Here is a 15,465-nt window from a genome sequence, read left to right as displayed (position 1 = left end):
ATGGAACCAAATACAATAGAGGAAAGTATTAAAGGGCTTCTGGAGGCTATAAAGGAGAGCCCTGAATATCTGGAATTTCAGAAGCAGAGTGATATCCTGAAAAAGAAGCCCGAACTGAAGGCACGTGTGGATACATTCAGGGCAGATAATTATAAAGTCCAGAATGAATGTGATTCCGATAATCTGTTTGAAGTTGTAGAGCAGATGGGAAAAGAATCCGCAGAGCTGCGCAGACACCCGGAAGTGAATGCGTATCTGGATGCGGAGCTTGCTTTGTGTAAAATGATGCAGAGAATCTGTATAAAACTGGGAGAAGGTATTGATATAGAGGTCCCGGGAATGTGAGCAGATAAACTGTAAAACAGTTATCCTGCTGTGAGCAGATAACTGAGCGGATGACTTTATCCGCCTGACATACAGAAAGGAAATAGCTTATGAGTGATACCAGAGAACGTGCAGGTGCAGCAGGTGTTGTTGTTGCAGGAACGTTTTTTAAGATCGTACTTTATATATGTGTGATAGTTTTACTTTTCTGGGTAGGAAAGGCTTCTTATCAGTTTGGACATGATGTCTTTAATCAGCAGGCCATGAGTCCCGGAGAAGGACAGGAAGTTACAGTGGTGATCAAGGAAGATACTTCCTTGTACAAGATTGCCAAAACTCTTCAGAAAAAAGGTCTGGTCAAGAGTGCAACGGTATTTTATGTTCAGGAGAGACTGTCCACTTATCATGGAAAGCTTCAGGCCGGAACGTATCTGTTAAGTACAGCATATACACCTAATCGTATCATGGGAATTCTGGCAGGTGATGATGAACAGGAAGGGGTAAGTGATTCGTGATAGTTGACGAGCGGATGCGTACCTATATTAATTCACTGGATATGGGAAATACACCGTTTCTTGAAGAATTGGAGCAGTATGCCATCAGGGAACGGGTGCCGATCATCCGGAGAGAAATGCAGAGCTTTATAAAAATGTTTCTGGCTGTAAGCCGGCCGAAGCGTATTCTGGAGGTGGGGACAGCCATTGGCTTCTCCACACTTCTTATGTGTGAATATGGTCCGGAGGATCTTGAAATCGTAACGATCGAGAATTATGAGAAGAGAATCCCCATCGCAAAAGAGAATTTCAGGAGAGCCGGACGGGAAGCGCAGATTACTCTGCTTGAGGGAGACGCAGGACAGATATTAAAAGAACTGGAAGATTCGTTTGACATGATTTTTATGGATGCTGCAAAGGGACAGTATATCAACTGGCTGCCGGATGTGATGCGTCTTATGAAAAATGGCGGTGTTCTCATCTCTGACAATGTGCTTCAGGAGGGAGATATCATAGAGTCCCATTATCTGGTAGAGCGCAGAAACAGAACCATATATAAGAGAATGCGTGAGTATCTGTATGAACTGAAACATAATCCATCCCTGATAACTTCGATCATTCCCCTGGGAGACGGAGTTACAGTCAGTGTGAAACAGGAGTGAACAATATGAGAAAAATAGAATTGCTGGTTCCGGCTAGCAGTCTTGAGGTGTTGAAGATTGCTGTTATTTTCGGAGCAGATGCAGTATATATCGGTGGAGAAGCCTTTGGACTTCGTGCCAAAGCAAAGAACTTTTCCCATGAAGATATGAAGGAAGGAATCACTTTTGCCCATGAACATGGAGTGAAAGTTTATGTGACTGTAAATATTCTGGCCCATAATTATGATCTGCCGGGTGTGAGGGAATATCTGACAGAACTGAAAGAACTGAAGCCGGATGCACTGATCATTGCAGATCCGGGAATCTATATGTATGCAAAGGAAATATGCCCGGAAATCGAACGCCATATCAGTACACAGGCAAACAATACTAACTATGAGACATATCGTTTCTGGTATAATCTGGGAGCAAAGCGTGTGGTAACAGCCAGAGAGCTTTCGCTTGCGGAGATTAAAGAGATCAGAGAGCATATTCCGGAGGATATGGAGATTGAAACATTCATTCATGGTGCGATGTGCATTTCCTATTCCGGAAGATGTCTGCTCAGTAATTATCTGGCAGGACGTGATGCCAACCAGGGAGCCTGTACCCATCCCTGCCGCTGGAAATATTCAATTGTTGAGGAGAAACGTCCGGGAGAATATATGCCGGTATTTGAAAATGAAAGAGGAACCTATATCTTTAATTCCAAGGATCTCTGCATGATCGAGCATATGGACGATATCATTAACAGCGGAATCGACAGTCTGAAGATAGAAGGCCGTATGAAAACCGCTCTCTATGTCGCAACAGTTGCCAGAACTTACCGCAAGGCAATAGACGACTATATGGAGAGCCCTGAGAAATATCAGGCAAATATGCCATGGTACCAGGAACAGATTTCCAACTGTACCTACAGACAGTTTACAACCGGATTCTTCTATGGAAAACCGGATGAGAATACACAGATTTATGATAATAATACTTATCAGAAGGAATATACGTATCTGGGATTTGCTGAGGCAGTGGATGAACGGGGTTATGCGCAGATCACTCAGAGAAATAAATTCTCTGTAGGTGAGACAATTGAAATTATGAAACCGGACGGACAGAATGTAGCTGTCACTGTGAAGGGAATTTATGATGAGGAAGGTAATTCCATGGAGAGTGCGCCTCATGCACAGCAGAAGCTGTTTATCGACCTGGGAACCGAAATCCAGGTTTATGATCTGTTAAGAAGAGCAGAGTGATTAGTAAACGCAGCCAACAAATTTAACGTTGGCTGCGTTTACTGCATTTGCGGGAAAAGTCCGCGAAGCTTTTGCAGAGCAGTTTTTTCGATTCTGGAGACATAAGAGCGGCTGATACACAGTTTTCGGGCGATTTCCCGCTGAGTCTCTTCCTCCATGCCAAAGAGCCCGTATCTGCAGCAGATCACCTGATATTCTTTATCTGACAGGACTTTTTTCAGAGAGCGTAGAAGATAGTCGGTATTTTCGCGGATATAGCAGTCTTCTACAATATCTACAGGTGCACTCTCGATCACATCTAACAGATTAATCTCATTTCCTTCTTTATCTGTTCCTATGGGTTCATATAGGGACACTTCTTTTGAATGTTTTTTCTTAGCGCGGAAATACATCAGCAGTTCATTTTCTATACATCTGGCAGCATAGGTGGATAACCGGGAAGCCTTCTGGGGATTAAAGGTTGTGACAGCCTTGATCAGTCCGATGGTTCCAATAGAGATCAGATCATCTGTATCCTCACCGGTTCCCTGATATTTTTTGACCACATGTGCTACCAGCCGCAGATTATGCTCGATCAGGATATTCTTTGCCTGAGAATCACCCTCCTGATATTTTTGAAGATAATATTTTTCCTGGGATATGGACAAAGGTTTTTGAAAGGCCTTCAAATCGCTACCTCGAAGGGGATTTCTATATAGTTTATGTCCGGGACAGGGTGTTGGTGCTTTTCCAGAAAATTTTGAGCCTTTTTACAATTATTTTACCTGTTCTGTACAATTGTGTGATGGCAGAGTGTCTTTTCCTCTGCTATGCTTAATAAAGCTGGTGATGAACAAGGATATGATTTTCGATGCTGATGGACAGGCTGCGCAGACCGAATTGAAAGATCAGAGAAAAGGAGCAGTCAGATATATGATAAAAACCTATGTAATAGATACAAATGTACTGATTCAGGCACCGTATGCAATAAAAAGGCTTTGAGCCAAAGGGAGTGAAATATTTGAAATACAAGGAAATAGCAAATAACAAAGAAATTAATGCATATCTGCAGAAAGGAAATGCAAATCTGGGACAGCTGGGTTTTACAGATCATTCAAAGGCACACTGCGTACAGGTTGCACATCAGGCTGGAAAGATACTGAAACGGCTGGGATATTCAGAACATGAAATTGAACTTGCAAAGATTGCCGGCTATATGCATGATATTGGAAATGCCATTAACAGAACCCATCATGCAGAATATGGTGCACTGCTTGCAAATGATTTACTGAAAGAAACAGATATGTCTCTGGAAGACAGGATAACTGTAATAGCAGCCATCGGTAATCATGACGAATCAACAGGAAGCCCTGAGGATGTGGTTTCAGCGGCACTTATTATTGCAGATAAAACAGATGTAAGAAGAAGCCGTGTGCGCCAGAAAGAACAATCCGCTTACGATATCCATGACAGGGTAAATTATGCAGTTACAGACGCCAAGCTGAAAATCGCTGAAGACAAATCTGTCATTGCACTGAACCTACAGATTGATGAAAAAATCTGTTCCATGTATGATTATTTTGAGATTTTCCTTGAGCGTATGATGCTTTGCAGGAAAGCTGCGGAAATACTTGGAACAACTTTTAAACTGACAGTAAATGGCCGAAAGGTTTTGTAGAATTGCTATAATAAAAAGAATAGAGAAATTTATTGGAAGAGATGCTTGAAAAAAAGGTATCTCTTTTTTGGATTGCTATAGTTGATTTTGCAGCGGATATTTCAAATCTGCATTGAGAAATCAGAATGACTACAGTATAATGGAGGAAGAATTTAACCGAATAAACTGCAGAGCAGTTATTCGGTGTAGAACTACGTAGCGAAGCGGATGATTTTATCCGCTTGAATACAATACAACAGGAGAAGCACATGAAAATATATTTAGCCCCCCTTGAGGGAATCACAGGATATACATACAGAAGGGCACTTTACCAGTGCTTTGGAGGTTTTGACAAGTATTTTATTCCTTTTATTCTTCCAAACCAGAAAGGACATCTCAGCACCAGAGAAAAGAAAGACATTATGCCTGAGAATAATGAGGGGATGTATGCTGTTCCCCAGATTTTGACAAAGAATGCAGAGGATTTTATCCAGACAGCGGAAACACTGCAGGAATACGGTTATAATGAAGTGAATCTGAACCTTGGCTGTCCGTCAAAGACTGTTGTGACAAAAGGCAGAGGTGCGGGATTTCTGGACAGACCGGATGAACTGGACAAATTCCTGGATGAGATTTTCCGTAAATGTGATATGAAGATTTCCATCAAGACTCGATTGGGTATGGATGATCCGGAAGAATTTGAAGATCTGCTGACGATTTATAATAAATATCCACTGGAAGAGTTAATTGTTCACGCAAGAGTGCAGAAAGACTATTACAAAAATACGCCACGTCTGGAAACATTTGGGGAGGCGGTGGAGCGGGCCAAGAGCCCGGTTTGCTATAACGGAGATATCGTCACAGCAAAGGACTGTACCAGATTACAGGACATGTTTCCGACCCTGGACTGCATTATGACAGGCAGAGGAACACTGAAGAATCCTGCACTTGCCAGAGAGATCCGTGGCGGTGCACCTGCGTCAAAGGAAGAAATCCGCAGATTTCATGATATGATGTATAATGAATATTGTGAAGACCTGTCCGGAGACAGAAATATCCTGTTCCGTATGAAAGAATTATGGTCTTATCTGGCACCTATGTTTACAAACAATAAAAAATATGCCAAAAAGATTAAGAAGGCTGAGAAATGTGTGGTATATGAAAATGCAGTCAGAGAATTATTTGGCTGTGAACAGTTAATTGGAGAAGTGGAAGATGGGGATATGGAAAAAAATACTGGATTATTATAACAGCTGAAAGATATAGAACTCACAGTATTTCGATAGAAAGTAACTGATTAGTATCTTTAAGGCTGCAATATTTTTTATTAAGAAGGAGAAAAAAGAATCCTATGAAATCTCATGTATTTCAGATGAAATATTTCTTAGCAGGCATCTATATTATCTGTGTTATATTTACCTGCTTTAACGCCAGGTTTTATCATACGCCTCTGGCGAAGATATCTTCAGTAACAGAAAAGGAAACAATGAGCAGAAAAGGAACCAGGGATGCAGAAGAGTATTATTATACTCAGAAAATTACAGCGCGTATATTAAACGGTACCCATAAAGGGGAAGAGATTGCTATTTCTAATGAATATACATCGTCTCAGGTTCAGAATCAGAAATATCACAAAGGAGACACGGTCCTTTTAAGCGGTTCAAGGGAAAATCCAGGGAAATCCATACGTTCCATAAAGCGTGATGGTTATCTGGCATTGCTGGCAGGTGGTCTGTTTTTTCTTCTGATCTGTATTACAGGAAAACAGGGATTCTATACGATCATATCGCTGATATTGAACACAATTATATTCGCGTTTGGATTTCAGGCTTTTATGAAAGGGGAAAATATCTTAAATATCTGCAATGTAATTGCTTTTCTATTTTCGATAACAACTCTGATCTGTCTGAATGGAATCCACAGAAAAACATGGGCTTCTGTTATTTCAACCATATGCGTACTGTTTCTGATCATGGCATTATTTGAATTTTCTATTCAGTTTTTTGGAGATCTGGATTATTCTAATCTGGAATATCTGGGGAGTATGAGTAATTCCGCTGATATATTCTGGACAGATATTATGCTGACAGGACTTGGAGCTATCATGGATGTAGCTGTAACTATTAGTGCTGCAACAGGGGAAATTGTCCGGAAAAATCCAGATGTTTCTCTGAGAAAATTAATACATTCAGGACGGGAAATCGGATATGACATTATGGGAACCATGATAAATGTGCTGCTTTTTGTCCTGGCAAGCGGCATGATTCCTATGTTTATCCTGAAAATGAACAATGAGATCAGATTTATAACGATCATACGATATCATATTCCATATGATATCTGTCGTTTTCTTATTGAAAGTATAGGAATTGTACTGGCAATCCCTGTATCTGTTTTTATTTCTTCTATTATCATGAAACTACCATCTCTGAAAAGGAGCGACAAAAAATGATAATTTTTCTTGCACTGGTGTTGATTATTTTAATGATTCTGATTGGTGGGGAGCGCGGAGCAGTTTCTCTTATGACACTGGCCGGTAATATTGTAATTCTGTTTATTTCGATTCTTCTGATGTCCATTGGTTTCCCGGCTCTGCTTCTGATATTGGCTGCAGGGGCAGGAGTCTGCTATAATTCCCTGTTCTACCAGAATGGAAACAATCCAAAGACACGGGCGGCTTTTCTGGCTACCTTGCTTGTGATGCTGCTTTTATTTATTCCGATTTATCTTATTATATGGAGATCAGGAAGCTACGGACTGAATGAGCTTCAGCTTTCAGAAGATGATTTTATGTATTATTACAGTACGGATATCCATATTAATATGCTTCATGTGGCAGTTTTTGTAACTGTTTTCAGTACTCTTGGAGCGGTTATTGATACTGCTTTATCTGTAACTTCTTCTGTATATGAAGTCTGGACACATAAAAACAGCCTGACAGCGAAAGAACTTACTTCTTCCGGCTATCAGGTTGGAAAAGAAATTACAGGAACAACTGTAAATACGCTGCTTTTTGCTTATCTTGGAGGCTCTATTCTGTTATTTGCCTATGTTCAGACACAGCAATATAACCTGGAAATTATTCTCAATTCCAAATTTCTTTTTCAGGATGTTGCAATCATGCTGTCTGGGGCGATTGCCTGCCTTTTTACAGTACCGGTATCAATCAGATGTGTGATTCGCCAGATTCATCATGCTGCAACTGAAACAGATCACAGCTGATCGGATTTGTTTTCACAGTCTTTGCAGATTCCATGAAGCATATCTCCGCTGCACTGCAGACGGAATCCATGATTCCGGAACAGATGCTCTTTTAATTCATCCATAAAGTTACAGTCAAGATGTACAACCTTGCCGCATCTGATATATTTCAGATGCAGGTGGTCTGTACATTTTTTTTTCTTCTCCTGCGAACTGAAACATTGCTTTGTCAGAATTCAGATCTGGGTATTTAATTACAACGTGTTCCGCGCAAAGCTTATCCAGATAGCGGTAGACAGTTGTTGAGTGCTATTTTGATAAACGCAAACAGTTTGCACTTATATTAAATGGATCAGATCGCCCACTAAAAAGATTTTCAGGCACATCGGGGTGTGCAGAAAGGACTTTATTATGAAAAAAATTATTTACCATAACAGCACTTGCAGCGGCAACAGCTCTCAGCTTTGGAGCACTGAATCTTGCATATGCAGCAGAAACAGAGAATGCTTCTTCTGACAAAAAAACTGAACGTTATGGCCAGCTTTTATCCTATGTATGATTTTGCAGTAAAAGTAGGCGGTGATTGTCTCATGCTTATCTGGCAGCATTTTGGTAAAAAAGAAGTTTACTACATTATATCGGCCGGTCTGGGTGAGGATATTATTGAAAGATCACTTGGTGATATGGATGGTTTTGTAGAACATCTGGAAGAATACAGGATCGCAGGAAAGAATTACCGGACTCATATAAGCTTATGGGATACTCTTGAATGAAACAACGCTATCTTTTTGCGTTCCGACAAAAGTGCCGTTGTGGCAGATTGCAGCAAGATTTGAATCATATTCATCAGTGATTTCAGAATTTTTCATTATTAAATACATATATTTATAATTAAGAGCGTTACAATGCCGGTACCTTGAGAACATTGGAGGCTGCAATTATGAGGGCTTTTGATAGAAAAAAGTCTTTTAATATATCCTGATCAATGATATAATATTCTAAAATGTTGACAAATGGACATTTTTACTTTCTAAAATGTTGACATACAGATATTTTTGCTTTCTAAAATGTTGACAATAAAAGAAAAATAGTAATTAAAAATGTTACAAAGTTGTTCTTGATAAAAATATTGTTTGGTAACAGGAGGTGTTTTATGTTAAAAAGAAAAGTGACGCATTACATAAAAAAATGGGTAGATTCAAAAAACAAAAAATGTCTTGTAATTCAGGGAGCCAGACAAACAGGAAAAACATATATAGTTGAAAGATTTGCAGAAGAGAACTATGAAGAAATTGTTGAAATTAATTTTAAACAGATACCTTCTGCGATGGATATTTTTTCCGGTGATCTAACAGTAGATAATATGGTTATGGCTATGCGGTTTCGTTTTCCTGAAAAGAAGATTATTCCAGGAAAGACTATGATTTTTCTGGATGAGATCCAGGAGTGTCAGGAAGCAATAACTTCTCTTAAGTTTTGGGCATTAGATAATAGATTTGATGTTATTGCATCAGGATCACTTTTAGGAATTGATTATAAACGTGCTTCTTCTTACCCTGTTGGGTATGTTGATTATCTGAAAATGTATGGAATAGATTTTGAGGAGTTTCTTTGGGGAATGGGAATCTCTGAGGATATGATAATGAATCTCTGTGGATATCTTGGTTCAAAAGCTGCTATTCCAGAGGCAATTCATTCTCAGATGATGAAATATTTTAGGCAGTATGTCGCTATAGGGGGTATGCCGGAAGCAGTTCAGAAGTATATAGATACAAAAGACTTCAGGGAGGTTGACCGGATTCAGAGAAGTCTGTTACAGGGATATCAGTATGATATAGCCCATTATGCTACAGCTGAAGAAAAAGTAAAAGCGGAGAAGTGCTACCTTTCTCTTGCGAAACAGTTATTGGATAAAGAGAATCATAAATTTCAATATAAAGAAGTTGAGCATGGAGGCAGGGCACAGAAGTATTTTTCTAGTATCGAGTGGTTACTTCGTGCAGATATGTTGTATTTGTGTAAACTTGTAACAGATATAAGATTTGATCTGGATGATTATGCAAGAGATGATTTTTTCAGAGCTTATACAACGGACTTGTCTCTGTTGATGGCGATGAAAGATTTTTCCTTGAAGCAGCATATTATAGAAAATACCTTAGCAGGAAATTCCAAAGGAGGAATATTTGAATGTGCTGTAGCAGATGCTCTTTATAAGAAGGGATATCAGTTATATTTCTATAAAAATGAGACAACGAAAAAAGAAATTGATGTAATCATTCAAAAAGATGGAAAAGTAGTTCCTATTGAGGTCAAGAGTGGAAATACACGTGCAAATTCACTAAAGTCGATCATGAAAAATAATAAAGATATAAGCTATGGATATAAATTCATAGATGGGAATGTAGGAACCAGCGAAGAGGGAATAATCACATTACCGCTCTATATGATCGCTTTCTTTGATAAAGTATCAGAATAACTGTAGACAAAAACGGAACAGACCCAGACCGAAAAAGCTCTTGCATTGATAGATACTTTTGCAACTGGAGATATCGATACTGCTAAAGAATTGCTTGCAGGAGATTATATTCAGCACAACTTTGCCTACGGTACTGGAAGAATTAAAGTTCAAGTGAATCTTCTGCATTTACCCACATCTGTAAATTTCCATCAAAATATAACAGTTATTAAATGAGTAAATCAGAATATTGTTTTCTTTGACTTGACTATATCGATAGCGAGGAATGCTTCTTGCCATATAGTTTTTGTATATTTTCTGGAAGCTTGTCAGGTAACATGGCATTTATAGCATCTTATCATCTTTCATTGCTGTTTCATAATACCAGCATTTGGATTTTAAAAGGGAGAGAGTTTTTTTGAAGTTCTTGGATTTCAGTTTCAACGGCTGATTTTCGGGCTTCAAATAATTCTTTTCTTTTTTTCATAGCTGGAGTTGCCTTCAGATACCCAGATAAAAAATTGCTTTATATCTTTGATCCCAAGCCCTGATTTCTTCAGGCATTCAATAATACGAAGCACTTCCAATTCATTATCGCTGAAATAATGGATGTTTCCCTTACGTTCCGGATTAGGGAAAAAGCCTACAATGGCCTGCAATGGAAGGATCACAAACGCTAAGGCAGCTAAGGCGACTTATATTTGTATTAGTACATTACATAAAAATATGCATATACACATAAAATAGGAATGAATATTGAAACGTATCTTGTTTTATGATAGAATATCATTACTAAAAAAAGTGCAGATGCACAGAAACGGGGAGAGTGATGATGGAGATTAAAAGAGACGCTTACCTGCAGCAGTTGATTGAGCGAAAAGATAATGGAATGATAAAGGTAATCACCGGCATTCGTAGATGCGGAAAATCCTTTTTGCTGTTTACCATCTTTAAGAGATATTTACTGGAGAATGGCATTGGCTCTGATCATATTATTGAAATTGCATTGGACGGTATAGAGAATGAGGAATTAAGAGATCCCAAGATGTGTTTTAAGTATATCAAGGATGCTGTGAAAGATGATGGGAAGTATTATCTTCTTCTGGATGAAGTACAGTTCATGCCCCGATTTGAGGAAGTTCTGAACAGTTTGCTACGCATGAGCAACATTGATGTGTATGTCACCGGAAGTAATTCCAGGTTCCTGTCCAGTGACATTGTGACCGAGTTCCGTGGCAGAGGTGATGAAATCAGAATCTATCCTCTCTCCTTTGCTGAGTTTTATTCTGTCTATGACGGTGATTATGATGATGCCTGGGATGACTACATGATCTACGGAGGATTGCCGCAGGTTGTTGGTTTCCAGAGTGAACGACAGAAAGCAGACTATCTGAAGAACATTTTTGCTAATGTTTATCTGAAGGATGTTATAGAAAGAAATAAAATTCAAAATGTGGATGAAATTGGTATTCTGGTTGATGTGCTTGCATCTGCAATCGGCGCACCGACCAACCCTTCAAAGATTGCGAATACCTTTGCCAGTCAGCGTCAGATGACTTATACCAATAAAACTATCTCAAACCATATTGACTATTTGGCAGATGCGTTTTTGATTTCCAAGGCAAGCCGTTACGACATTAAGGGACGAAAATATATCGGTGCAAATCTGAAATACTATTTCACTGATCTGGGACTGAGAAATGCTCGCTTGAATTTTAGACAGCAGGAGCCTACTCATATCATGGAGAACATTGTTTATAACGAGCTGCTGATCCGTGGCTACAATGTTGACGTGGGCGTTGTGCAGATCTTTGATAAAGATAAAGAGGGTAAGCGTATCCGTAAGCAGTTGGAAGTTGACTTTGTGGTTAACCAAGGTAATCAGAGGTACTATATTCAGGTTGCATATGACATGACTTCGGAAGAAAAGCAGACTCAGGAGTTCAACTCTTTGCGTAATATTCCAGACTCTTTCAAAAAGATGGTCATTGTAAATGGCAGCAAGAAACCTTGGAGAAATGACGAGGGATTTGTCATCATGGGAATGAAGTATTTCCTTTTGAATGCAGATAGTTTAGAGTTCTGACATTGGTTATAGATAAGAAAAGAATCTTTAAAATGCTGAAAAATTGAGAGTTGGAGTAAAGCTTATGGAAAACAAACTTCAAGTTTTATTGATTAGGAAATTGAGGAGTTATGCATTTTGTAAAGAGGGTCTGTAAATGAAAACGTGTTGTTTAGTATGGGAAATTCCTGTAATAGAGGGAGAACATTATAATCCAATTATAAATGTCATTTATATGCAAAAAGCAAAGAAATTTTTGAATCAACTAAATCGATATTTTCAGGATGAGAATATGGATTGGAAATGTGTTTTGGACCGTTCAGCATGTACTTATAATGAGATTTTTTTCAGTGAAAATCAAGCAGTTATTTTTGCTCCGGAAGCCAAAACAAGACAATGGTTATATAAAAAAGAAATTCAGGCTGTAAGTATTCCAAAATATTATTTGGATTTTGCAGAATATAATGAAGGAAAGTTGGATAAAATAGCAATTTTCTTTATGAACTTAAAAAATAATGTATAATAGATTTCCTTGTTATGGAGTAATGATATGTTTTAGAGGCAGAAAAAATCACAGGGAAAAGAAACTGAAGTAAAAAGCCGATGTGAGACTTTGGGAATCCTGCATCGGCTTTACTGATCTTACAGAGGTTTTGAAAATTTGATTTTTACTGGTTTATCAGGACTTGTCCTTCAAGATATCGGTCAGGAAACAGGATGTTACCTTTTGTAGATAAAACGATTTTGGTCAGATTGAGAACTCTTTGTTTTTCTGATATAATTGAGAAAAACATATGGAAAGAACGAGAGCGTTGGAATGGAAACAGGATAAGAAATATCTTGACTATATCGATAGCGAGAAATGCTTCTTGTCCGAAAGGCAAGAAGGTGAGGAGAAAGCAATAATGAAAAATCTTAGATTAAAAAAAGTATCTATAAAAGATCTTGACCAGATCAGGGCACTGTACTGGAGACTTTTGGACAGCTCTCCGAAATATGGTCAGATTCTGCAGTGGAAAAAGAATATATATCCAAATGATGACGATTGGAATTCTTATATTGTAAAAGGTGAAATGTACTTGATTTTGAAGGATACGGATGTGATTGGTGCAGTAGCGGTGACGAATGCGCAGTCAAAAGAATATAGAAAGATTCACTGGAAAGTTAAGGCTGATGATCAGGATGCAGCGGTGGTTCATCTGTTGATGATTTTACCTGAATATCAGGGAGATGGAGCGGCAACAGTAGCACTTGATGAAATCATCAAGCTGGCTGCAGACAAAAAGAAAAAGGCAGTGCGGCTGGACGCGATTGGAACTAATGTGCCAGCACAGAAATTGTATGAAAAATACGGCTTTGTTAATTGCGGAACAGCACAGGAGTACTATGAAAGTACCGGAGAAACAGAATTCGTATTTTACGAATATGTACTGGTGGAGTAGCAGTTACATATGAAATGAAAAGTATTTACTAATCGGAAATTGTCGAACTGACACATTAGAAAGGATTATATATGAGTGAGTTGATTAAGGCTGATAATGAATATAAGAAGCTGATAATCCTACATTGGGACTTTTGATTTGTAAAGATATGGATAAAGTAGAAACCCAGTATGCATTAGAATCTACTAGCCAGCCACTCGGTATTTCCGGTTATGAATTATCAAAACTTATACCAGAAGAGTTCAGAGGTAGTATGCCTACCATTGAAGAAATTGAAGTTGAATTAAATGAATAACTTCCAGACAAACATTTTTCAACAGAGTATTGTATAATTTGGATGAAGTAATTTTTATGAGGTGATTTTATGTGTGAAAATGAAAAAAAGAAATATCATTCCATTGAGATGACCACAGGATCTCTCTGGAAAAATATACTTCTCTTCAGCCTTCCTCTTATGGGATCACAGGTACTGGAGGTTCTTTTTAACTTAAGCGATGTTGCCGTTGTTGGACGGTTTGCAGATTATATGGCACTAGGTGCCGTCGGCTCCACAACTTTGCTGGTTACTCTGTTTACCGGAATCCTTATCGGAATGGGTGCCGGTGTCAATGTCCGCGTAGCTCACGAACTGGGTGCCGGTAATAAAAAAGGCACAGAAGAAACAATCCATACTTCTCTTCTTTTGTGCGCAATCACAGGCCTGCTCGTCTGCGCCATCTGTCTTCTGTTTTCCGGGCGGATGCTGTCCATGATGAACACGAAGCCGGAACTTATTGATCAGGCTATTTTATATATGAAGATCTATTCCCTGGGAATGCCTGCAATGGCCATATACAATTTCGGAAACGGCGTATTAAGTGCCATAGGCGATACGAAACGACCATTGATCTACCTTTCCATCGCAGGTGTGGTCAACGTTCTTCTGAATCTGTTTTTTGTTATTGTCTGTCATATGGCAGCCGCAGGCGTTGCAACAGCCAGCGCAATTTCTCTGTATATCTCTGCTTCTCTGGTGATGATCCATCTCCTCAGAAGAACCGATGATTGCAAAGTATCTCTGCGTAAGATCTGCCTGCACCCCAAGGCCTGCAAAGCAGTTCTCATGCTTGGTATCCCTACAGGTCTTCAGAACGGAATCTTTGCTATTGCAAACCTGTTTGTGCAGACTGGTGTCAACTCTTTTGATGCAGTGATGGTTTCCGGAAATGCAGCTGCCGCAAATGCTGACTCCCTGATCTATAATGTCATGTTTTCTTTTTATACTGCATGTGCAAGCTTTATCGGTCAGAACTGGGGTGCCGGTAATAAAAAACGAATGCTGAAATCTTATAGAGTCAGCCTTACATATGCCTTCATTTTCGGTGCAATCCTGGGTGGACTACTCCTTGTGTTTGGCCCACAGTTTCTTTCTCTGTTCGCTACGGAACCAACAGTTATTGATGCTGGTATGCAGAGGATTCGTATTATGGCATTCAGCTATGCATTCAGCTGTTTTATGGACGGCAGTATCGCCGCATCCCGAGGTATCGGAAAAAGTATTCCGCCTACCATTATCGTTATCCTGGGCTCCTGCGTATTTCGTATTGTCTGGATTTATACAGTATTTGCACATTTCCAGACGATTTCATCACTGTATCTTTTGTATATCTTCTCATGGGGAATTACAGGACTTGCAGAAACTCTGTTTTTTGTTGTAAGTTTTAACATAATATATAGCAAGAATTCTCCTTCCTCTATAGAAGGCCACTGAAAAAGTCCTTTTTTCGTATAAATCAACACAAAATAAAGTACATCAGTCAATATTAAGGCACTATATATAGTATGCAAAAACAGTTTTTCAGTGGCGTCCTATAGGTGGGAGATGAATTGCAAAAAAACAGAAAAGAACACTTGTTCTGCAACGCGATTCATGGTATAATAGAATCAGTCGATAAGGTAAAAGATCAAAAAAGGACTG

At 39.0% G+C, this 15,465-nt stretch carries 17 protein-coding genes and 1 pseudogene; 16 read left to right on the top strand and 2 right to left on the bottom strand.

The window, feature by feature from the left end:
• From LJE12_RS14230 to LJE12_RS14215, 4 genes are all read left to right on the top strand, one after another.
• Positions 1-345, top strand: coding sequence for a YlbF family regulator (locus tag LJE12_RS14230; protein WP_022381223.1), 345 nt, complete (start codon positions 1-3; stop codon positions 343-345).
• Between the two features lie 89 nt (positions 346-434).
• Entirely contained in the window at positions 435-839 is a 405-nt protein-coding gene (locus LJE12_RS14225) for an endolytic transglycosylase MltG (RefSeq protein ID WP_008707419.1), read from the top strand.
• Complete coding sequence (locus tag LJE12_RS14220; protein ID WP_227226613.1) at positions 836-1,480, top strand: O-methyltransferase; 645 nt, start codon at positions 836-838, stop codon at positions 1,478-1,480. Before LJE12_RS14225 ends, LJE12_RS14220 begins: the two co-directional genes overlap by 4 nt.
• Before the next feature lie 5 nt (positions 1,481-1,485).
• Entirely contained in the window at positions 1,486-2,709 is a 1,224-nt protein-coding gene (locus LJE12_RS14215) for a peptidase U32 family protein (protein WP_227226612.1), read from the top strand.
• A gap of 38 nt (positions 2,710-2,747) precedes the next feature.
• Here LJE12_RS14215 and sigK read toward each other — a convergent pair whose 3' ends face one another.
• A complete protein-coding gene (gene sigK / locus LJE12_RS14210) occupies positions 2,748-3,377 on the bottom strand; it encodes an RNA polymerase sporulation sigma factor SigK (RefSeq protein ID WP_022381225.1) in 630 nt (209 codons plus the stop codon).
• 172 nt (positions 3,378-3,549) lie between these two features.
• Between sigK and LJE12_RS14205 the strand changes: the two genes are divergently transcribed.
• From LJE12_RS14205 to LJE12_RS14175, 7 genes are all read left to right on the top strand, one after another.
• A complete protein-coding gene (locus tag LJE12_RS14205; protein ID WP_161276387.1) occupies positions 3,550-3,690 on the top strand; it encodes a hypothetical protein in 141 nt (46 codons plus the stop codon).
• Between the two features lie 10 nt (positions 3,691-3,700).
• Positions 3,701-4,366 (top strand): HD domain-containing protein, encoded by a 666-nt coding sequence (locus LJE12_RS14200; protein WP_008707434.1) that lies wholly within the window; start codon positions 3,701-3,703, stop codon positions 4,364-4,366.
• 248 nt (positions 4,367-4,614) lie between these two features.
• Complete coding sequence (locus LJE12_RS14195) at positions 4,615-5,595, top strand: tRNA dihydrouridine synthase (protein ID WP_008707435.1); 981 nt, start codon at positions 4,615-4,617, stop codon at positions 5,593-5,595.
• A 101-nt stretch (positions 5,596-5,696) separates the two neighbouring features.
• Positions 5,697-6,797, top strand: a complete 1,101-nt coding sequence (locus LJE12_RS14190; protein WP_008707436.1) for a YibE/F family protein — start codon at positions 5,697-5,699, stop codon at positions 6,795-6,797.
• Positions 6,794-7,567: a YibE/F family protein gene (locus LJE12_RS14185; RefSeq protein ID WP_227226611.1), complete on the top strand. Its 774-nt coding sequence runs from the start codon at positions 6,794-6,796 to the stop codon at positions 7,565-7,567. Before LJE12_RS14190 ends, LJE12_RS14185 begins: the two co-directional genes overlap by 4 nt.
• A gap of 464 nt (positions 7,568-8,031) precedes the next feature.
• Entirely contained in the window at positions 8,032-8,319 is a 288-nt protein-coding gene (locus tag LJE12_RS21135; protein ID WP_008707439.1) for a hypothetical protein, read from the top strand.
• Positions 8,320-8,699: 380 nt separating this feature from the next.
• Positions 8,700-10,022 carry an ATP-binding protein gene (locus tag LJE12_RS14175; RefSeq protein WP_008707440.1) on the top strand — a complete coding sequence of 441 codons (1,323 nt, stop codon included), beginning with the start codon at positions 8,700-8,702 and terminating at the stop codon, positions 10,020-10,022.
• Between the two features lie 440 nt (positions 10,023-10,462).
• On the opposite strand, the gene LJE12_RS21130 is transcribed toward LJE12_RS14175, so the two are convergent.
• Positions 10,463-10,672, bottom strand: coding sequence for a MerR family transcriptional regulator (locus tag LJE12_RS21130; protein WP_226825017.1), 210 nt, complete (start codon positions 10,670-10,672; stop codon positions 10,463-10,465).
• A gap of 161 nt (positions 10,673-10,833) precedes the next feature.
• Here LJE12_RS21130 and LJE12_RS14165 point away from each other — a divergent pair, with 161 nt between their 5' ends.
• The 5 genes and pseudogenes from LJE12_RS14165 (at position 10,834) to LJE12_RS14145 (ending at position 15,258) form a co-directional block, all read left to right on the top strand.
• On the top strand, positions 10,834-12,087 hold the full coding sequence (locus LJE12_RS14165; protein WP_008707443.1) for an ATP-binding protein: 1,254 nt from the start codon (positions 10,834-10,836) through the stop codon (positions 12,085-12,087).
• A 136-nt stretch (positions 12,088-12,223) separates the two neighbouring features.
• Positions 12,224-12,589: a hypothetical protein gene (locus LJE12_RS14160; RefSeq protein ID WP_008707444.1), complete on the top strand. Its 366-nt coding sequence runs from the start codon at positions 12,224-12,226 to the stop codon at positions 12,587-12,589.
• Positions 12,590-12,860: 271 nt separating this feature from the next.
• The gene (locus tag LJE12_RS14155; protein ID WP_008707445.1) at positions 12,861-13,508 is read left to right on the top strand and encodes a GNAT family N-acetyltransferase; all 648 of its coding nucleotides are present in this window, start codon (positions 12,861-12,863) and stop codon (positions 13,506-13,508) included.
• 106 nt (positions 13,509-13,614) lie between these two features.
• Positions 13,615-13,803: pseudogene (locus LJE12_RS14150) on the top strand (PDDEXK nuclease domain-containing protein); the annotation flags it as partial.
• A 69-nt stretch (positions 13,804-13,872) separates the two neighbouring features.
• Positions 13,873-15,258: an MATE family efflux transporter gene (locus tag LJE12_RS14145; RefSeq protein ID WP_008707449.1), complete on the top strand. Its 1,386-nt coding sequence runs from the start codon at positions 13,873-13,875 to the stop codon at positions 15,256-15,258.
• Positions 15,259-15,465 lie beyond the last annotated feature (207 nt).

The organism is Blautia sp. DFI.6.71 (assembly GCF_020593585.1).
Taxonomy (GTDB): Bacteria; Bacillota; Clostridia; order Lachnospirales; family Lachnospiraceae; genus Blautia_A; species Blautia_A wexlerae.
This window is presented reverse-complemented; position numbering and strand designations above follow the sequence as displayed.